Source organism: Embleya sp. NPDC005971, from assembly GCF_040629175.1.
Lineage (GTDB): Bacteria > Actinomycetota > Actinomycetes > Streptomycetales > Streptomycetaceae > Embleya.
On sequence record NZ_JBEXUX010000019.1, the window covers coordinates 73739 to 87984 of the forward strand.

Sequence of the window (14246 nt, forward strand, 5' to 3'; positions counted from 1 at the left end):
ATGACGCGGTGACCGCATCGACGGGACGGCGACCCGGCAAAGTGCTGGCCGTACACCTCAACTATCCCTCCCGCGCCCGGCAACGCGGGCGGGTCCCCGACCACGCCTCGTACTTCCTCAAACCGAGCAGCTCGCTCACCGGATCCGGCCCGGTCGAGCGGCCGACCGGGGTCGAACTGCTGGGCTTCGAGGGCGAGATAGCCCTCGTGATCGGCCGCGCCGCACATCGCGTGTCCCCCGCCCGGGCCTGGGCGCACGTCGGCTGGGTGACCGCGGCGAACGACCTGGGGCTGTACGACCTGCGCTACGCGGACCTCGGATCCAACGTCCGGGCCAAGGGCGGCGACGGGTTCACCCCGCTCGGGCCGACCCTGCTGCCGGCGGCCGACCTGCGCCCCGAGGCGCTGCGCGTGCGCACCTGGCTGGACGGGGCCCTGGTCCAGGAGGACACCACCGCGACGCTGCTGTTCGGCTTCGCCGAGTTGATCGCGGACCTGTCCCGGCTGCTCACCCTGGAGGTCGGCGACGTCATCCTGACCGGCACCCCCGCCGGTGCCTCGGTGGCCGAGGTGGGCCAGCGGATCGAGGTCGAGGTGGACAGCCTGGACCACCCCGCCCACAACACCGGCCGGCTGCGCACCGACGTGGTCGCCGGCCCCGTACTCCCCGCCTGGGGCTCCCCACCCAGGGTGGACCCGGCCACCCGCGCGGACGCCACCGGCATCCGCCCGGAATCGGCCGACGCCGCCGGGACCACCGCCCCCGGCGTGCTCACGGACGACCTGCGCGCCCGCCTCGCCCGCGTCGCCGTGGCCACGCTCAGCGTGCAACTGCGCGCCCGCGGCTTCGACACCGTCAGCATCGACGGCGTGCGCGCGCTGACCCCGGGCACCCGCCTGGTCGGCACCGCCCGCACGTTGCGCTTCGTCCCGTTCCGCAAGGACCTGTTCGCCACCCACGGCGGCGGCTTCAACGCGCAAAAACGTGCCGTCGACTCGCTCGAACCCGGCCAGGTCCTGGTGATGGAGGCCCGCGGCCGAACCGTCGCCGGCACGCTGGGCGACATCCTCGCGCTGCGCGCCAAGACCCTGGGCGCCGCGGGCATCATCACCGACGGCGCCGTGCGCGACAGCGCCGCCGTGGCCGCACTGGGCCTGCCCGTGCTGGCCGCCGGCACCCATCCCGCCGTGCTCGGCCGCCGGCACGTGCCCTGGGACACCGACGTCACGATCGCCTGCGGCGGCGCCACCGTCCAGGTCGGCGACGTCGTGGTCGCCGACGACGACGGCGCCGTGGTCATCCCGCCCGCGCTGGTCGCCGAGGTGGTCCGAGACGCCGAGGAGCAGGAGTCCCGCGAGCGGTTCATCGCCGAACAGGTCGCGGCCGGCGCCGGGTTGGCCGGCCTGTACCCGCTGGGTCCGGACTGGGAACCCGCCTACCGCGCGTGGGCCGCGACCGACCCCGAGCCCGTCTCCGCATCCATCGCCCCGACCACCCCTCGCGAGGAGCACCGATGAAGTACCGCGCCGACCCGTCCCTGATCTGCGGCTCGATCGCCCCGCTGGTCACCCCCTTCACCGCGACGGGCGCGGTCGACCACGCCGCGCTGCGCCGCCTGGTCCGCTGGCAGCTCGCGGCGGGCTCGCACGGCATCTCGCTCGGCGGCTCCACCGGCGAGCCGTCCGCACAGACCCTGGCCGAGCGCGCCGAGGCGATCCGGGTGGTCGCCGCCGAGATCGACGACCGGGTGCCGTTCCTGCCGGGCACCGGATCGACCAAGTTGGACGAGACCCTGGAGCTGACCGGGATCGCCCGGGACGCGGGCGCCGACGCGGTGCTGATCATCACGCCGTACTACGCGCGCCCCACCCAGGAGGCGCTGTTCACGTGGTACTCGACGGTCGCCCGCGAGTATCCGGACCTGCCCGTGGTGATCTACAACGTGCCGAGTCGAACCGCCGTGGAGATCGACCCGCAGACCGTGGCCCGACTCTTCCGGGCACACGAGAACATCGTCGGCATCAAGGAGACCACCAAGGACTTCGAGCACTTCTCCCGGGTGATCGAGGCGGCCGGTCCCGAGTTGCTGGTGTGGTCCGGCATCGAGCTGTTGTGTCTGCCGGTACTCACCCTGGGCGGCGCGGGCTTCGTCTCCGCACTCGCCAACATCGCCCCGCGCGCGGTCGCGGGGATGTACGAGGCCTACCAGGCGGGTGACCTGGGCCGGGCCCGCGAACTGCACTACGCGGTACAGCCGTTGGTGGACCTGCTGTTCGTCGAGACCAACCCGGCGCCGGCCAAGTGGTTGATGCACCGACGCGGCCTGATCGGCTCCGACTTCGTCCGGCCGCCGCTGCTGCCGCTGTCCGAAAGCGGCCGGGCGCGGGTGACCGCCCTGGCCGAGAGCCGACTCGAACTGCTGACCGACCCCGCCCTTGGAGAAGAAGCCATATGAGCACCACCACGACGACGCCCGTCGAGCACTCCGGGGTGCCCACCGCGCTGCCGACCCGGTTGCGCCACTTCATCGACGGCCGGCACGTCGACTCGTTGGACGGCGCCACCTTCGAGGTCTGCGCACCCGCGTCCAACCTGCCCTACGCCACCGCCGCGGCGGGCAAGGCCGCCGATGTGGACGCCGCCGTCGCCGCCGCCCGCCGTGCGTTCACCGCGGGGCCGTGGCCGCACCTGCCCGCCAAGGACCGGGCCCGGGTGCTGAACCGCATCGCCGACGAGGTCGAGCGCCGGGACGCGCGACTGGCCGAGTTGGAGACCTTCGACACCGGCCTGCCGATCACCCAGGCACTGGGCCAGGCGCAGCGCGCGGCGGAGAACTTCCGCTTCTTCGCGGACCTGATCGTCGGTCAGACCGACGAGGCGTACCAGGTGCCCGGTCGCCAGCTCAACTACGTCAATCGCCGGCCGATCGGCGTCGCCGGGCTGATCACGCCGTGGAACACGCCGTTCATGCTGGAGTCGTGGAAGCTCGCGCCGGCGCTCGCGTCCGGCTGCACGGTGGTGCTCAAGCCGGCCGAATTCACCCCGTTGTCCGCGTCCTTGTGGGCGGACATCCTGACCGAGGCGGGCCTGCCGCAGGGCGTGTTCAACCTGGTCGGCGGGATCGGCGAGGAGGCGGGCGCGGCCCTGGTCGAGCACCCGGACGTGCCACTGATCTCGTTCACCGGCGAGACCACCACCGGCCGGACCATCTTCGGCTCCGCCGCCCGGCACCTCAAGGGCCTGTCGATGGAACTCGGCGGCAAGTCCCCGGTGATCGTGTTCGCCGACGCCGACCTGGACGAGGCGATCGATGCCGCGCTGTTCGGCGTGTTCTCGCTCAACGGCGAGCGCTGCACCGCCGGTTCGCGGATCCTGGTGCAACGCGCCGTCTACGACGAGTTCGTCGAGCGGTTCGCCGCCCGGGCCGAGCGCATCGTGGTGGGCCCGCCGCAGGATCCGGCCACCGAGGTGGGCGCACTGGTGCACCCCGAGCACTACGAACGGGTCCTCGCCTACGTCGAGACGGGCCGACGCGAGGCGCGGCTGGTCGCGGGCGGCACCCGGCCCGCGCACCTGCCGGTCGGCAACTACCTGGCGCCGACCGTCTTTTGCGATGTGCCGGCCGACGCGCGGATCTTCCAGGAGGAGATCTTCGGACCGGTGGTGGCGCTGACCCCGTTCACGGACGAGGCCGAGGCGATCGAACTGGCCAATGCGGTCCCCTACGGCCTGGCCGGCTACGTATGGACCAACGATCTGCGCCGGGCGCACCGGGTGGCGCACAGCGTCGAGTCCGGCATGGTGTGGATCAACTCGCACAACGTGCGCGATCTGCGCACTCCGTTCGGCGGGATCAAGGCTTCGGGGCTGGGTCACGAGGGCGGCTACCGCTCGATCGACTTCTACACGTCCCAGCAGGCGGTGCACGTGGCCATGGCACCGCTGCACACCGCCCGGTTCGGTGCCGCGTGACGTGGCACCCCGTGCGCTCGAACCATAGCCCCGGCCCGGGGCCGGGCACTAGTTTCCGAATCGGACCCGGGTGACCGGGCCCGCCCGCGCCGGCCGGATCCGGTGCCTCGAACAGGAGGAGAGTCCGATGCCCACTCCGTCCGTTCCGCCCCTGCCGCCGCTGCCCACCACCCGCCCCGGCGGGTCCGCCCCCGAACCCGGACCGTTGCCGTGCCCGGACATCGTGCGCGCCGCGTACGCCGAGCTGGTGGTCACCGACCTGGCCGCGTCCCGGGAGTTCTACGTCGACCTGCTGGGGTTGGTGGTCACCCACGAGGACGAGGACGCGGTGTATCTGCGCGCCTTCGAGGAGTACCTGCACCATTCGTTGGTGCTCCGGCGCGGCGCGTCCGGCGCCCTGGCCGCGCTGGCGTACCGGGTGCGCGCACCGGGGGAGGTCGACGTCGCCGAGCGCTACTACCGGGCGCTGGGCGTGCCGGTGGAGCGCCGGGCGGCGGGCGCCACCCGGGGCATCGGGCCGGCCGTACGGGTGCTGGACCCGCTGGGGTTCCCGCTGGAGTTCTTCTACGAGGCCGAGCACGTGCCACGCCTGCATCAGCGCTACGACCTGCACGGTGCGGGCGCGATCGCCCGGCTGGACCACTTCAACATCGTGGTGCCGGACGTGGCGCGGGCCGAACGCTACTACCGCGACCTGGGTTTTCGGGTGACCGAGGACATCCGCGGCGAGGACGAGACGTTGTACGCGTCCTGGCTGCATCGCAAGGACACCGTGCACGACATCGCGCTGACCGGCGGCGACGGGCCGCGGCTCCACCACATCGCGTTCAGCACGCACGAACGCGGCCAGGTGCTGCACGTGTGCGACCTGCTCGGCGCGCGCCGCCGGTCCGCGCACATCGAGCGCGGACCGGGGCGGCACGGGGTCTCCAACGCGTTCTACGTCTACGTGCGCGATCCCGACCTGCATCGGGTGGAGATCTACACGACCGACTACTACACGGGAGACCCCGACCACCCGGTGTTGTCCTGGGACGTGCGGGACAACCAGCGCCGGGACTGGTGGGGCAACCCGGTGGTGCCGTCCTGGTACGCCGAGGCGTCCCCCGTCCTGGACCTGGCCGGGAGCCCGCAACCGGTGTTGGCCCGGCAGGAGAACCACGAGGCGGACGTGACCGTCGGCGCCGACGGTTTCTCCTTCGCGCGGGACGCGGCCGGCGACGGATTCCGGATCGGGTCGCAGCTCTGAGTATTCGCCCCTGGTGTACGATCTGAAATCGTATCCGAAATAGCTGAGTGGAGAAGTAGGATGCGCCTGCGGCAGCCCCTCGCCGTCACCACCTATCCGAGCGCCGAGCGCTCCGAGCAGCCCCCCGTGCTGCTCGTGCACGGATTCTGTTCCAGCGCGCGCCGCACCTGGCTGGAAACCGGCCTCGTCCAGGCCCTGCTCGATGCCGGCCACACCCTGCTCGCGCCGGATCTGCGCGGCCACGGCGCCAGCCCGGCACCGACGAGCGCCGCGGAGGTGGACGCGGTCGCCTCCGCGCAGGACCTGTTGGCCGTGGTCGACGCGTACGGCGCGGACCGGTTCGACGTCCTGGCGTACTCGCTCGGCGCCCGCCTGGTCTGGGAGCTGGCCGAACTGGCTCCGGACCGGATCGGCCGGGTGGTGCTCGGCGGGTTGAGCCCGACCGAGCCGTTCGCCGCCGTGGACGTGCCGGAGCTGCGCCGGGCGGTGCACGACGAGGCCCACCCGCCCGCCGATCCGCTCACCGGGATGATCGCGGGCCTGATCCGGGCCGAGGGTGCGCGTGCGGACGGGTTGGTGACCTGTGTCGAGGGTCTGCGCAGCACCCCGTTCGCGCCGAAGGCGTGGGCCGGCGGCACGCCGCCGTGGTTCCTGGTCGGCGCGGACGACCTGATGGTCCACGGCTCCGAGGAACTGGTCGCGCTGGTCCCGGGAGCGCAACTCGTCTGCATGGCCGGCGACCACCACGGCGTGCTGGTCAACCCGTACTTCGGCGAAGTCGCCCTACGGGTCCTCCACCGCTGACCCACCGCGGCGCACCACGCCCACCGAACACGCCGGACCACGCCGGGCCGGGACGCCTCGTCCCGGCCCGCGACCGTGTCCGGTCCAGACTGAGGAGACCGTAGTTGAGTCCCGCAAAGGCAACCACCGCCGCGAGCAAGGCCGCCAAGGCGTCGAAGTCGGAGATGTGTTACGAGCTGCTGCGCAGCCGCATCCTCGACGGCACCTACGGGCCCGGGTATCGGCTGGTGTTCGACCAGCTCGCCCGGGAGGCGGGGGTCAGCACCATCCCGCTGCGCGAGGCGGTGCGCCGACTCCAGTCCGACGGCCTGGTGGAGATCGTGCGCAACGTCGGCGCCCGGGTGGCGGTCTTCGACCGGTCGCAGGTCGAGCACTCGCTGAACGTGCTGGCCCGTCTGGAGGGTTACGCGACGGCGATCTCGGCGCCGCTGATGAGCGCCGCGAACATCGCCGAGGCCCGGGCGATCAACGACCGCATGGTCGAGGCGCTGGCCGACTTCGATCCCACCGCGTTCACCGCGCTCAACCGGAAGTTTCACTTCTCGCTCTACGCGCATTGCCCCGACAAGCACCTGAACGCGCTGCTCGAATCGGAGTGGGCCCGGCTGGACCACATGCGCCGGTCGACCTTCACCTACGTGCCGGGGCGGGCGCGCACCTCGGTGCGCGAACACGAGAACCTGCTCGACCTGATCGGTGCGGGCGCCGACCCGCAGCTGATCGAGAAGGCCGCGTGCGCACACAAGATCGCCACGGCCGCCGCGCTGCACCAGGCCAAGGCGGGAACGCCGTAGCGACGACGGCACACGGGGAAGGGCGGGCTCGGTCGAGCCCGCCCTTCCGTGTCCGCGCCGGTCACCCTCCGGCGCCGCTCAGCCCAGCAGTTGGCCGCCGTCCACCGGTACCACCGTCCCGGTGATGTGTGCCGCGGCCGGCGAGGCCAGGAACACCGCGAGCGGCGCGACGTCCTCGGGCACCGCGATCCGGCCCAGCGGGATCCGCGCCTCCCAGACCTGCCGGGCCTGCGGGTCGGACATCAGGCCGGCGGTCATCGGCGTGTGCACCGGTCCGGGCGCGACGCCGTTGACCCGGATCCGGTGCGGGGCCAGTTCGATCGCGCCGGTGCGGGTGAGCGCGTCCACCGCCGCCTTGGTGGCCTCGTAGTGCCCCAGGCCCGCAGTGGGTTGGCGGGCGCCGATCGAGCTGATGTTGACGATGGCGCCACCCGCCCCCTCGGCGATCATCCGCCGGGCGGCGGCCGCCGTGACGGTGAAGGTGCCGCGCAGGTTGACCGCGACCACGGTGTCGAAGACCTCGATGGGGAGTTCGACGAGCAGGCCGCCGCCCGCGACCAGGCCGGCGTTGTTGACCAGCACCGCGAGCGGGCCGAGTTCGGCGACGACCCGGTCCAGGGCCGAGGCCACCGACGCGGGGTCGGTGATGTCCATCGCGACCGGGGTGCCGTCGAGTTCGCGGGCGACCTTCGCGGCCGCGTCGGCGTCCACGTCGGCGATCACCACCCGGTCGCCGTTCTCGGCGAAGGCTCGGGCGACGGCCGCGCCGATGCCGCTCGCGCCGCCGGTGACCACCACGACCCGGCCGGTGCTCATCGGGCCTCCGCCACGATCACCCGCGGGCTGCCCGGGAGTTCGAGCAGGTCCACCGGGTGCCAACCGGCCTCGACCAGCCACTCCTCGACCTCGCCGCGCGGGTAGACCGTGGTGCCGTCGATGACCAGGTACTCCCCCGCGTGCAGGCTGTCGATCAGCCGCGGTGTGCCGTCCGGCTCCAGGAAGAAGTCGAGCAGCAGCAGCCGGGCCCCGGGGGCGGCGGCCTTGCGCGCCGCCGCCACGATCCGCCGGTTGTGCTCGGCGTCGAAGCGGTGCACGACATGCTCCAGGAGCACCAGGTCGAAGCCGGTGGGCACCTCGTCGGTCAGCGGGTCGCCGGTGACCACCTCGACTCGTTCCTCGACGCCGGCTCCGGCCAGGGTCTGCTCGGCGTGGCCGACCAGATCGCCGCCGGACAGGAAGGTGGCCCGCAACTCGGGGTGCAGACGCAGCGCTTCGGCCAGGAAGGACCCGGACAGCCCGCCCAGATCCAGCACGCGTCGATGCGCGCCGAAGTCGTAGGCGTGGGCCAACTGCCGTGCGTGCAGGGCGTTGTAGGTCATCACGCCACCGAGGAAGACGCCGAACCGGTCGCCGCCAAGGTCGAGCGGGGCCGGCCGCGCGGTGCGCGAGGTCTCGGCGAAGCCGAGCCAGTGCGGGTAGCTGACGGTGTCCAGGAAGCTCAGGAACGGGCGCAGGTCCACATCCGATCCGCACCCGCCGAGGTGGCGCAGGGTGGCGGGCGAGTTGGCGTAGCCGTCCGCGTCGCGCTCCAGCAGCCCCAGGGCGACCATCGTGTCGGCCAGGATCAGCGTGGTCCGGGTGGGCAGTGCGATCCGGGTCGCGAGTTCTTCCAACGGGGTGCGGCCGTCGGCCAGCGCGGCGAACAGGCCCGCCTCGTTGGCCGCGAACAACTGCTTGGCGGCCATGTAGCCGATCGCGACATCGACGATGGGATCGGGGCCGACCTCGGCCTGGGCGTCCGAGGGAAGTGACATCGGATCTCCTCGCGGGACAGGAAGTTGGTATCTGGAATGCTATATGATTACCGATGCCGTCAACAATGGCGATCGATGGGGATCCGCCGATCCCGCCGATCAGGTCGACCCCCGCTTCCCAGGAGGACCCGTGGTGCACTCCCCCGCCGGCAGTCCGGTGCCCCGTCGTCGACTCGGCGCGCACGGTCCCGAGGTGCCCGTGCTGGGCCTCGGTTCGTGGAACACGTGGGACAGGATGAGCATGGCGGACGCCGTCGCGCTGATCCGCGACGCGCTCGCGCACGGCGTCGAACTCTTCGACGTGGCGCACTACGACATGGGCCCGCACGCGGAGAACGCGCGCACCGATCTGATCTTCGGGCAGGCGATCCGCGAGGCGGGCGTGGCCCGCGACCAGTACCTGCTGTGCGGCAAGTTGTGGTTGTGGGAGTACCCGAAGAAGGGCTTCGCCGAGCAGTTGGCCGTCTCGCTCGACCGGATCGGCACCGACCGGGCCGACCTGGTCGTGGTCGGCGACTTCTTCGGCGAACTGGACGTCCCCGCCGTGGTCGGCGACGTCGCCGAGCAGATCGCGGCCGGCCGGTTCACCGCGTGGGGCGTCAACAACTGGTCCGCCGCGGACGTGTGGCGGGCCCGGCGATTCGCCGCGGAGCAGGGGCTGACGCCGCCCACCTTCGCCCAACTCAAGTACAGCCCGGCCCGGCGGACCGTGCCCGAGGGCGAACCCTTCGCCGAACTGTTCGCCGACGGGCTGGCCATGCAGGCGTCCGACGTCCTGGAGGGCGGCATCCTGGCCGGCAACCTCCACCCGCAACGCAAGATCGGCGCCGACCCCGGCAACATCCGCGACCGCATCCGCGCCGCGTATCCCCTCGTCGCCAAGGTCGCCGCCGACTTCGACGCCACACCCGCCCAGGTGGCCATCGCCTTCTGCCTGGCCAATCCCACCGTCGCCACGGTCCTCTTCGGCGCCAGCCGCATGAGCCAATGGCAGGACAACCTGAAGGCCCTGGCCCTACTCACCCATCACGGAAGCGCCCTCCGCACGGCCCTGACCGACGCCTGGGCCGACAAGGACGTCATGGACCCGGCGGCCTCGGGAGCCTGACCGACACGGCCGCCTCGGCCCGGCCGGCACCGGAGAGCACCTCGGCCCGGCCGGCGTTCGAGACCCACCCCGGCCCGGCCGGCGCCGGAGGCCACCCTCCGCCCCGGCCGGGCGCGTGAGGCCGAATCAGCCCGACCGGCCTTCGAGGTCACCGCGCTGAGGCCCTCTCAAGGACCCGCGGGGTCCACTACACCCCCGTCCGCGAAGAACGGCACCAACCGCGCCCGCAACACGCTCGCCCCGACCCGGTCCAGCAGTCGCAACCCCCCGATGTTGTCCATCAGTTGCTCCCGCCGCGTCGCCCCGAACAACACGCTCGCGGTAGCCGGATGCGACAGCGCGAACGCCACACACACCTGCGCGGCGCTCGCGTCCAGTTCGGCAGCCACCGCCGCCAGGCCCGGCGCGGACGCGATGATCCGCTCCCGCACCCCACCCGGATCCCGCCCGATCTCCCGCGCCGGTGCGACCTTGCCGGCCAGGATGCCGCCCTCCAGGACGTCGGACGCCTGCATCGACAACCCGGCCGAGAACAACTCGGCGAACGGCGCCCCGTCCGCGATCGCCCGCCGACACGGGCTGTACTTGAGCTGCGCGACCTGCGGCCCCGGCGACCCCGCGATCAGCGCGTGCGCACGAATCGTGGTGATCGCCTGCGCCGACCAGTTGTTGACCCCCCAGTGCCCGATCAGCCCGTCCTTCTCCAACTCGGCCAGGTCGCCCGCGAGTTGTTCGAGATCCAGGTCGGCACTGCGAATGTCGCCCAGGATCGCCAGATCCGCGTACTCCGTCCCGGCCCGGAACATCGCCCGCTCCACCTGCTCGCGCAACGGCTGCGCCGGATAGCCCTCCAGCCACACCTTGGTCGACAACAGGTATTGCTCCCGCGCCAACCCCGCCGCCCGCACGATCGCCGAGAACAACACGTCGGTGAACACCGGCTTCTGTCCCGGAATCCCGTACACCGCCACGTCGAAGAGGTTGATCCCCGCCTCGACCGCGCAGGCCACCAGGTCGACCGCGTCGTGGAAGTCCATCCGGTCGTAGGTGTGCCACGAGCCCAGGGACAGCGCGGACACGGACGGGCCCTCGATCCCCAACCGGCGTCGCGGAACGATATTGCTGTCGATGTCACCCATCGAAGGTCCTCTCGGCATCGGGTATTGCGGATGGATCCGGCGCTGGAAAAGCAACCCGCGGGCTCACGGAAGCCATGGGTGCACGACGGCCTTGACCTGCTCCTGCCGCCCCATCGCGGCCAACGCCTCGCTCGCCCCCGACAGTCCGACCGGCTCGGCGAACAGCCGGTCCCAGTCGAAGCGTTGCCGGAAGTCGCGGAGAAACTCGACGGCCCGGTGATAGTCGCCCACATCACCGTTGAGCGAGCCGACGACATTGAGTTCCTTACCCATCACGGTCCCCAGCGGCAACCGCTCCGGGGTCGGTCCGGTACTGCCCACAATCACGAACGTGCCGCCGAACGCCGCGAGTTCGACCGCCTCGGCGCCCACCCCGGGCGCCCCGGCCAGGTCCAGGACCAGGTCCGCGCCGCGCCCTCGGGTGGCCGCCAGCACCTCCTCGCGCCGGGCGGCCGGGTCGCCGTCCAGCCCGATGGCGACGTCCGCGCCGAACTCCTCGGCCAGGGCCAGCCGGCCCTCGGGCCCGCCGATGGTGATCACCGTCCGCGCGCCGCTCGCCTTGGCCATCGCACCGGCCACCAGGCCCAGTGCCCCGGCGCCCTGCACCACCACCTCGGCGCCGGGCCGGACCCCGCCCGCCCGGTCGAAGGCGTGCAGCACGGTCTTGACCGCGCACCCCGCGCACGCGGCCCAGGTGTCGGGCACGTCGTCCGGCACGAGCACCTTCTCCGCCCGCGGCCCCACGTAGGCGAATTCGGCCAACCCGGCCGTGGCGTACGGCCATTGATCCGAGCGCTGCCGGAAGCCGTAGCCCCGGTCCGCGCACCCCACCGGCCGCCGCAACACCGTGCAGGCGTAACACGTGCCGCACGTCGACTCGGACCAGCCGATCCGGTCGCCGACCCGCAGCGTGCGGCCCAGCGCGTCGATCGCGCCCACCCCCACCGCCTCGATCACGCCGGTCATCTCGTGGCCGAGCACCATCGGCAACATGCCGGGAAAGCTCATCGCGCCGCGCCACAGGTGCACGTCGGTGGCGCACAGCGTGGCGCAGCCGATCCGGACCAACACGGCGCCGGGCTCGCACCGTTCGGGCAGCGCGATGTCCTCCAGGGTGAGCGGCTGGTCGTGCGCGCGCAGCACGGCGGCGCGGGTGGAGCCGTCCGGGGTGGAGCGGGTTCCCATGATCATCTGCGAACTCCGGTTCGTTGTCATCGACTGTGCGCGGTGTCCCAGATCTCGTGCCGGCTGCGCCACCACAGCAGCACCAGGATCACCAGGAACGGAATCACGCCGCGGTACTCGCGCACCGAATCCAGCGCGGCGGACATGCCTTCGAGGCAGCCGAGCAGCAGGCCGCCGGCCAACGTCAGCGGCAGGTTGCGGAACCCACCGACCATGGCCACCGCGAGCGCGGTGACGATCAGCTTGCCCAGGGTGGAGAAGTCGCCGCCCAGGCGCGGCGCGACCAGGATGATCACCAGCGCGGTGAGCGCGCCGATCGCCACCCATACCGCGGTGGCCAGGCGCGGCGCGGAGATGCCCACCACCTGTGCGGTGCCCGGGCGTTCGGACAGTGCCTGGAGCCGCAGCCCGACCAGGGTCTTGCGCAACATCAGTTCGACGCCGACGGTGATCAGCACCGCGAAGGCGATGGACACCAGCACGGCCTGGGAGACCACCACGTCGCCGATCCGGAACAGCGCCCCGTCGAAGGGCGCCGGGAAACGCCGCGCGCCGGTGGAGGTGGCGCCGAACAGCCGCAGCCCCACCGCCATCACCGCGACGTAGATGGCCACCGTGACGGCGGCCTTGGTGCGTTCGTTGTGCTCCCCGAACCAGCGGATCAGCACCGCGCCCAGGATGCCGGACAGGGCCGCGCTGACCGCGACACCGAGCACCAGCGCGGGCCATACGTTCAGACCGTCGTCGGTCAGGGACACCATCGTGAAGGCGCCCATCGCGCCGATCGCCGCCATCGCGAAGTTCACCACGGCCACCAGCCGATAGGTCAACACCACGCACAGGCCCAACAGCGCGTAGCCCCCACCGCTGCTCAGGCCCGCGATCACCGAGTTCAACATGCTTGTCGAGCACCTCCTGCTCCGGGGCGCCGACCGCGCCGACCGCGTGGGCGGTCGGCGACGGTCGGGCCGGGGTGGATCGGTCGCACCGCGGCCGGGCTACTTCCTGCCGGGCACGATGAAGCCCTCGGGCAACACCTGCCACTTGCCGTCGACGGCCTTGACGAAACGGCTGCCCTGGACCGGGTTGTGCTTGTCGTCGGGGCCGAACACCCAGGGCGAACCCACCATCGGGTAGTCGATCGGGCTCATCTTCTTGAACGCCTCGGTGACCGACTTGCGGGTGATGTCGCCCTTCATGCCCTTGAGCACCTGGACGAACACGTCGGCGGACATCACCGCCCCCTGGCTGAACGCGGTGCGCTGGATGCCGTGCTTGTCCATCAGTTGCGCCCAGCGCTCGTTGCCGGGCAGCGTCACGTCGGTGTACGGCTGCCACTCGGTGCCGACGTAGGCCCGCATGCCCGCGGGCACCAGCTTGGCGTTCGCGTCGGTGTAGCTGTTGGCGCCCATGATGAAGTCGACGTTCTGCATGTCCTGCGTCTGCGCCTGGGCGAACCAGGGCCCGACCTGGGCGTTGTAGAGCACGGCCTGACAGCCGGCCTGCTTGGCGGCGATCAGGTGCGGTGTGGGGTCGCCCTCGCCGACGGCGGTGTCCTTGGCGGCGAGTTGCTTGCCGGTGAGGTCGCTCCACTCCTTGATCGCGTCGCTGATCCCGCCGCCGCTGCCGGGCAGGGTGGTGTAGTACAGACAGACCTTGTCGTGGTGCAGCGTCTCGGACGCGTAGTACAGCATCGCGGTGAGCAGCTTGAACGGGCCGGGGTTGACCGGCGCGATGTCGGGGCTGTTGAAGCACGCGGGGTCGACGCCGACGGCCGGGATGGAGACGATCTTCGCGCTCTTGTACGCGGCCCGGTTGACCCCGCAGTCGACCGCGCTGGAGGAGCCGACCAGGGCGACCACGCCCTTGGACTGCACGAGTTCCACCTCGTTCTCGGTGGAACGCTGCGGGTTCATCGCGTCGTCCTTGCTGATCAATTCGAGCTTGCGGCCGTTGATCCCGCCGGCCGCGTTGACCTCGTCGAAGACGGCCTTGACCGCCTGTGGGACCTCCGGGGTCTGGAACAGCCCGGTGATTCCGTTGATCGAGCCGACCTTGATGGCGCCGCTGGTGGAGCCGCCGTCGCTGCCGTCGCCGGCGCACGCTGTCGCGGACAGGGCGAGCGCGATGACGGCGACGGCCGTCCGGCTCACGAGGGAACGCTTCATGGGAACGTCCTTG

Annotated in this window: 13 protein-coding genes; 7 read left to right on the forward strand and 6 right to left on the reverse strand. The window is 71.8% G+C overall.

What is annotated here, in order from left to right:
• The first annotated feature begins 8 nt into the window (after positions 1-8).
• The 6 genes from ABZ374_RS18855 (at position 9) to ABZ374_RS18880 (ending at position 6819) form a co-directional block, all read left to right on the forward strand.
• Positions 9-1517, forward strand: a complete 1509-nt coding sequence (locus ABZ374_RS18855; protein WP_360312323.1) for a fumarylacetoacetate hydrolase family protein — start codon at positions 9-11, stop codon at positions 1515-1517.
• Positions 1514-2455, forward strand: a complete 942-nt coding sequence (gene dapA / locus ABZ374_RS18860; protein ID WP_360312325.1) for a 4-hydroxy-tetrahydrodipicolinate synthase — start codon at positions 1514-1516, stop codon at positions 2453-2455. The genes ABZ374_RS18855 and dapA overlap by 4 nt, the downstream gene beginning before the upstream one ends.
• Positions 2452-3972, forward strand: a complete 1521-nt coding sequence (hpaE, locus tag ABZ374_RS18865) for a 5-carboxymethyl-2-hydroxymuconate semialdehyde dehydrogenase (RefSeq protein WP_360312327.1) — start codon at positions 2452-2454, stop codon at positions 3970-3972. Before dapA ends, hpaE begins: the two co-directional genes overlap by 4 nt.
• Positions 3973-4099: 127 nt before the next feature.
• Positions 4100-5221: a 3,4-dihydroxyphenylacetate 2,3-dioxygenase gene (gene hpaD / locus ABZ374_RS18870; RefSeq protein WP_360312329.1), complete on the forward strand. Its 1122-nt coding sequence runs from the start codon at positions 4100-4102 to the stop codon at positions 5219-5221.
• A gap of 60 nt (positions 5222-5281) precedes the next feature.
• Entirely contained in the window at positions 5282-6025 is a 744-nt protein-coding gene (locus ABZ374_RS18875) for an alpha/beta fold hydrolase (RefSeq protein WP_360312331.1), read from the forward strand.
• A 104-nt stretch (positions 6026-6129) separates the two neighbouring features.
• Positions 6130-6819 (forward strand): GntR family transcriptional regulator, encoded by a 690-nt coding sequence (locus tag ABZ374_RS18880; protein ID WP_360312334.1) that lies wholly within the window; start codon positions 6130-6132, stop codon positions 6817-6819.
• A gap of 78 nt (positions 6820-6897) precedes the next feature.
• Here ABZ374_RS18880 and ABZ374_RS18885 read toward each other — a convergent pair whose 3' ends face one another.
• Positions 6898-7635: an SDR family NAD(P)-dependent oxidoreductase gene (locus tag ABZ374_RS18885; protein ID WP_360312336.1), complete on the reverse strand. Its 738-nt coding sequence runs from the start codon at positions 7633-7635 to the stop codon at positions 6898-6900.
• Positions 7632-8633 (reverse strand): methyltransferase, encoded by a 1002-nt coding sequence (locus tag ABZ374_RS18890; protein WP_360312338.1) that lies wholly within the window; start codon positions 8631-8633, stop codon positions 7632-7634. Before ABZ374_RS18890 ends, ABZ374_RS18885 begins: the two co-directional genes overlap by 4 nt.
• A gap of 130 nt (positions 8634-8763) precedes the next feature.
• Here ABZ374_RS18890 and ABZ374_RS18895 point away from each other — a divergent pair, with 130 nt between their 5' ends.
• Positions 8764-9741, forward strand: a complete 978-nt coding sequence (locus ABZ374_RS18895; protein WP_360312340.1) for an aldo/keto reductase — start codon at positions 8764-8766, stop codon at positions 9739-9741.
• A 167-nt stretch (positions 9742-9908) separates the two neighbouring features.
• Here ABZ374_RS18895 and ABZ374_RS18900 read toward each other — a convergent pair whose 3' ends face one another.
• From ABZ374_RS18900 to ABZ374_RS18915, 4 genes are all read right to left on the reverse strand, one after another.
• Positions 9909-10880, reverse strand: a complete 972-nt coding sequence (locus ABZ374_RS18900; RefSeq protein WP_360312342.1) for an aldo/keto reductase — start codon at positions 10878-10880, stop codon at positions 9909-9911.
• Positions 10881-10943: 63 nt separating this feature from the next.
• On the reverse strand, positions 10944-12071 hold the full coding sequence (locus ABZ374_RS18905) for a zinc-binding dehydrogenase (protein ID WP_360312344.1): 1128 nt from the start codon (positions 12069-12071) through the stop codon (positions 10944-10946).
• A gap of 20 nt (positions 12072-12091) precedes the next feature.
• Positions 12092-12964 carry a branched-chain amino acid ABC transporter permease gene (locus tag ABZ374_RS18910; protein ID WP_360312346.1) on the reverse strand — a complete coding sequence of 291 codons (873 nt, stop codon included), beginning with the start codon at positions 12962-12964 and terminating at the stop codon, positions 12092-12094.
• Positions 12965-13063: 99 nt separating this feature from the next.
• Positions 13064-14233 carry an ABC transporter substrate-binding protein gene (locus ABZ374_RS18915; RefSeq protein ID WP_360312348.1) on the reverse strand — a complete coding sequence of 390 codons (1170 nt, stop codon included), beginning with the start codon at positions 14231-14233 and terminating at the stop codon, positions 13064-13066.
• Positions 14234-14246: the final 13 nt, after the last annotated feature.

Coding starts and splice junctions, on each gene's coding strand:
- ABZ374_RS18910 (WP_360312346.1), bottom strand. CDS start 12,964: ATGTTGAACTCGGTGATCGCGGGCCTGAGCAGCGGTGGGGGCTACGCG.
- hpaE (WP_360312327.1), top strand. CDS start 2,452: ATGAGCACCACCACGACGACGCCCGTCGAGCACTCCGGGGTGCCCACC.
- ABZ374_RS18875 (WP_360312331.1), top strand. CDS start 5,282: ATGCGCCTGCGGCAGCCCCTCGCCGTCACCACCTATCCGAGCGCCGAG.
- hpaD (WP_360312329.1), top strand. CDS start 4,100: ATGCCCACTCCGTCCGTTCCGCCCCTGCCGCCGCTGCCCACCACCCGC.
- ABZ374_RS18915 (WP_360312348.1), bottom strand. CDS start 14,233: ATGAAGCGTTCCCTCGTGAGCCGGACGGCCGTCGCCGTCATCGCGCTC.
- ABZ374_RS18900 (WP_360312342.1), bottom strand. CDS start 10,880: ATGGGTGACATCGACAGCAATATCGTTCCGCGACGCCGGTTGGGGATC.
- ABZ374_RS18890 (WP_360312338.1), bottom strand. CDS start 8,633: ATGTCACTTCCCTCGGACGCCCAGGCCGAGGTCGGCCCCGATCCCATC.
- dapA (WP_360312325.1), top strand. CDS start 1,514: ATGAAGTACCGCGCCGACCCGTCCCTGATCTGCGGCTCGATCGCCCCG.
- ABZ374_RS18885 (WP_360312336.1), bottom strand. CDS start 7,635: ATGAGCACCGGCCGGGTCGTGGTGGTCACCGGCGGCGCGAGCGGCATC.
- ABZ374_RS18905 (WP_360312344.1), bottom strand. CDS start 12,071: ATGATCATGGGAACCCGCTCCACCCCGGACGGCTCCACCCGCGCCGCC.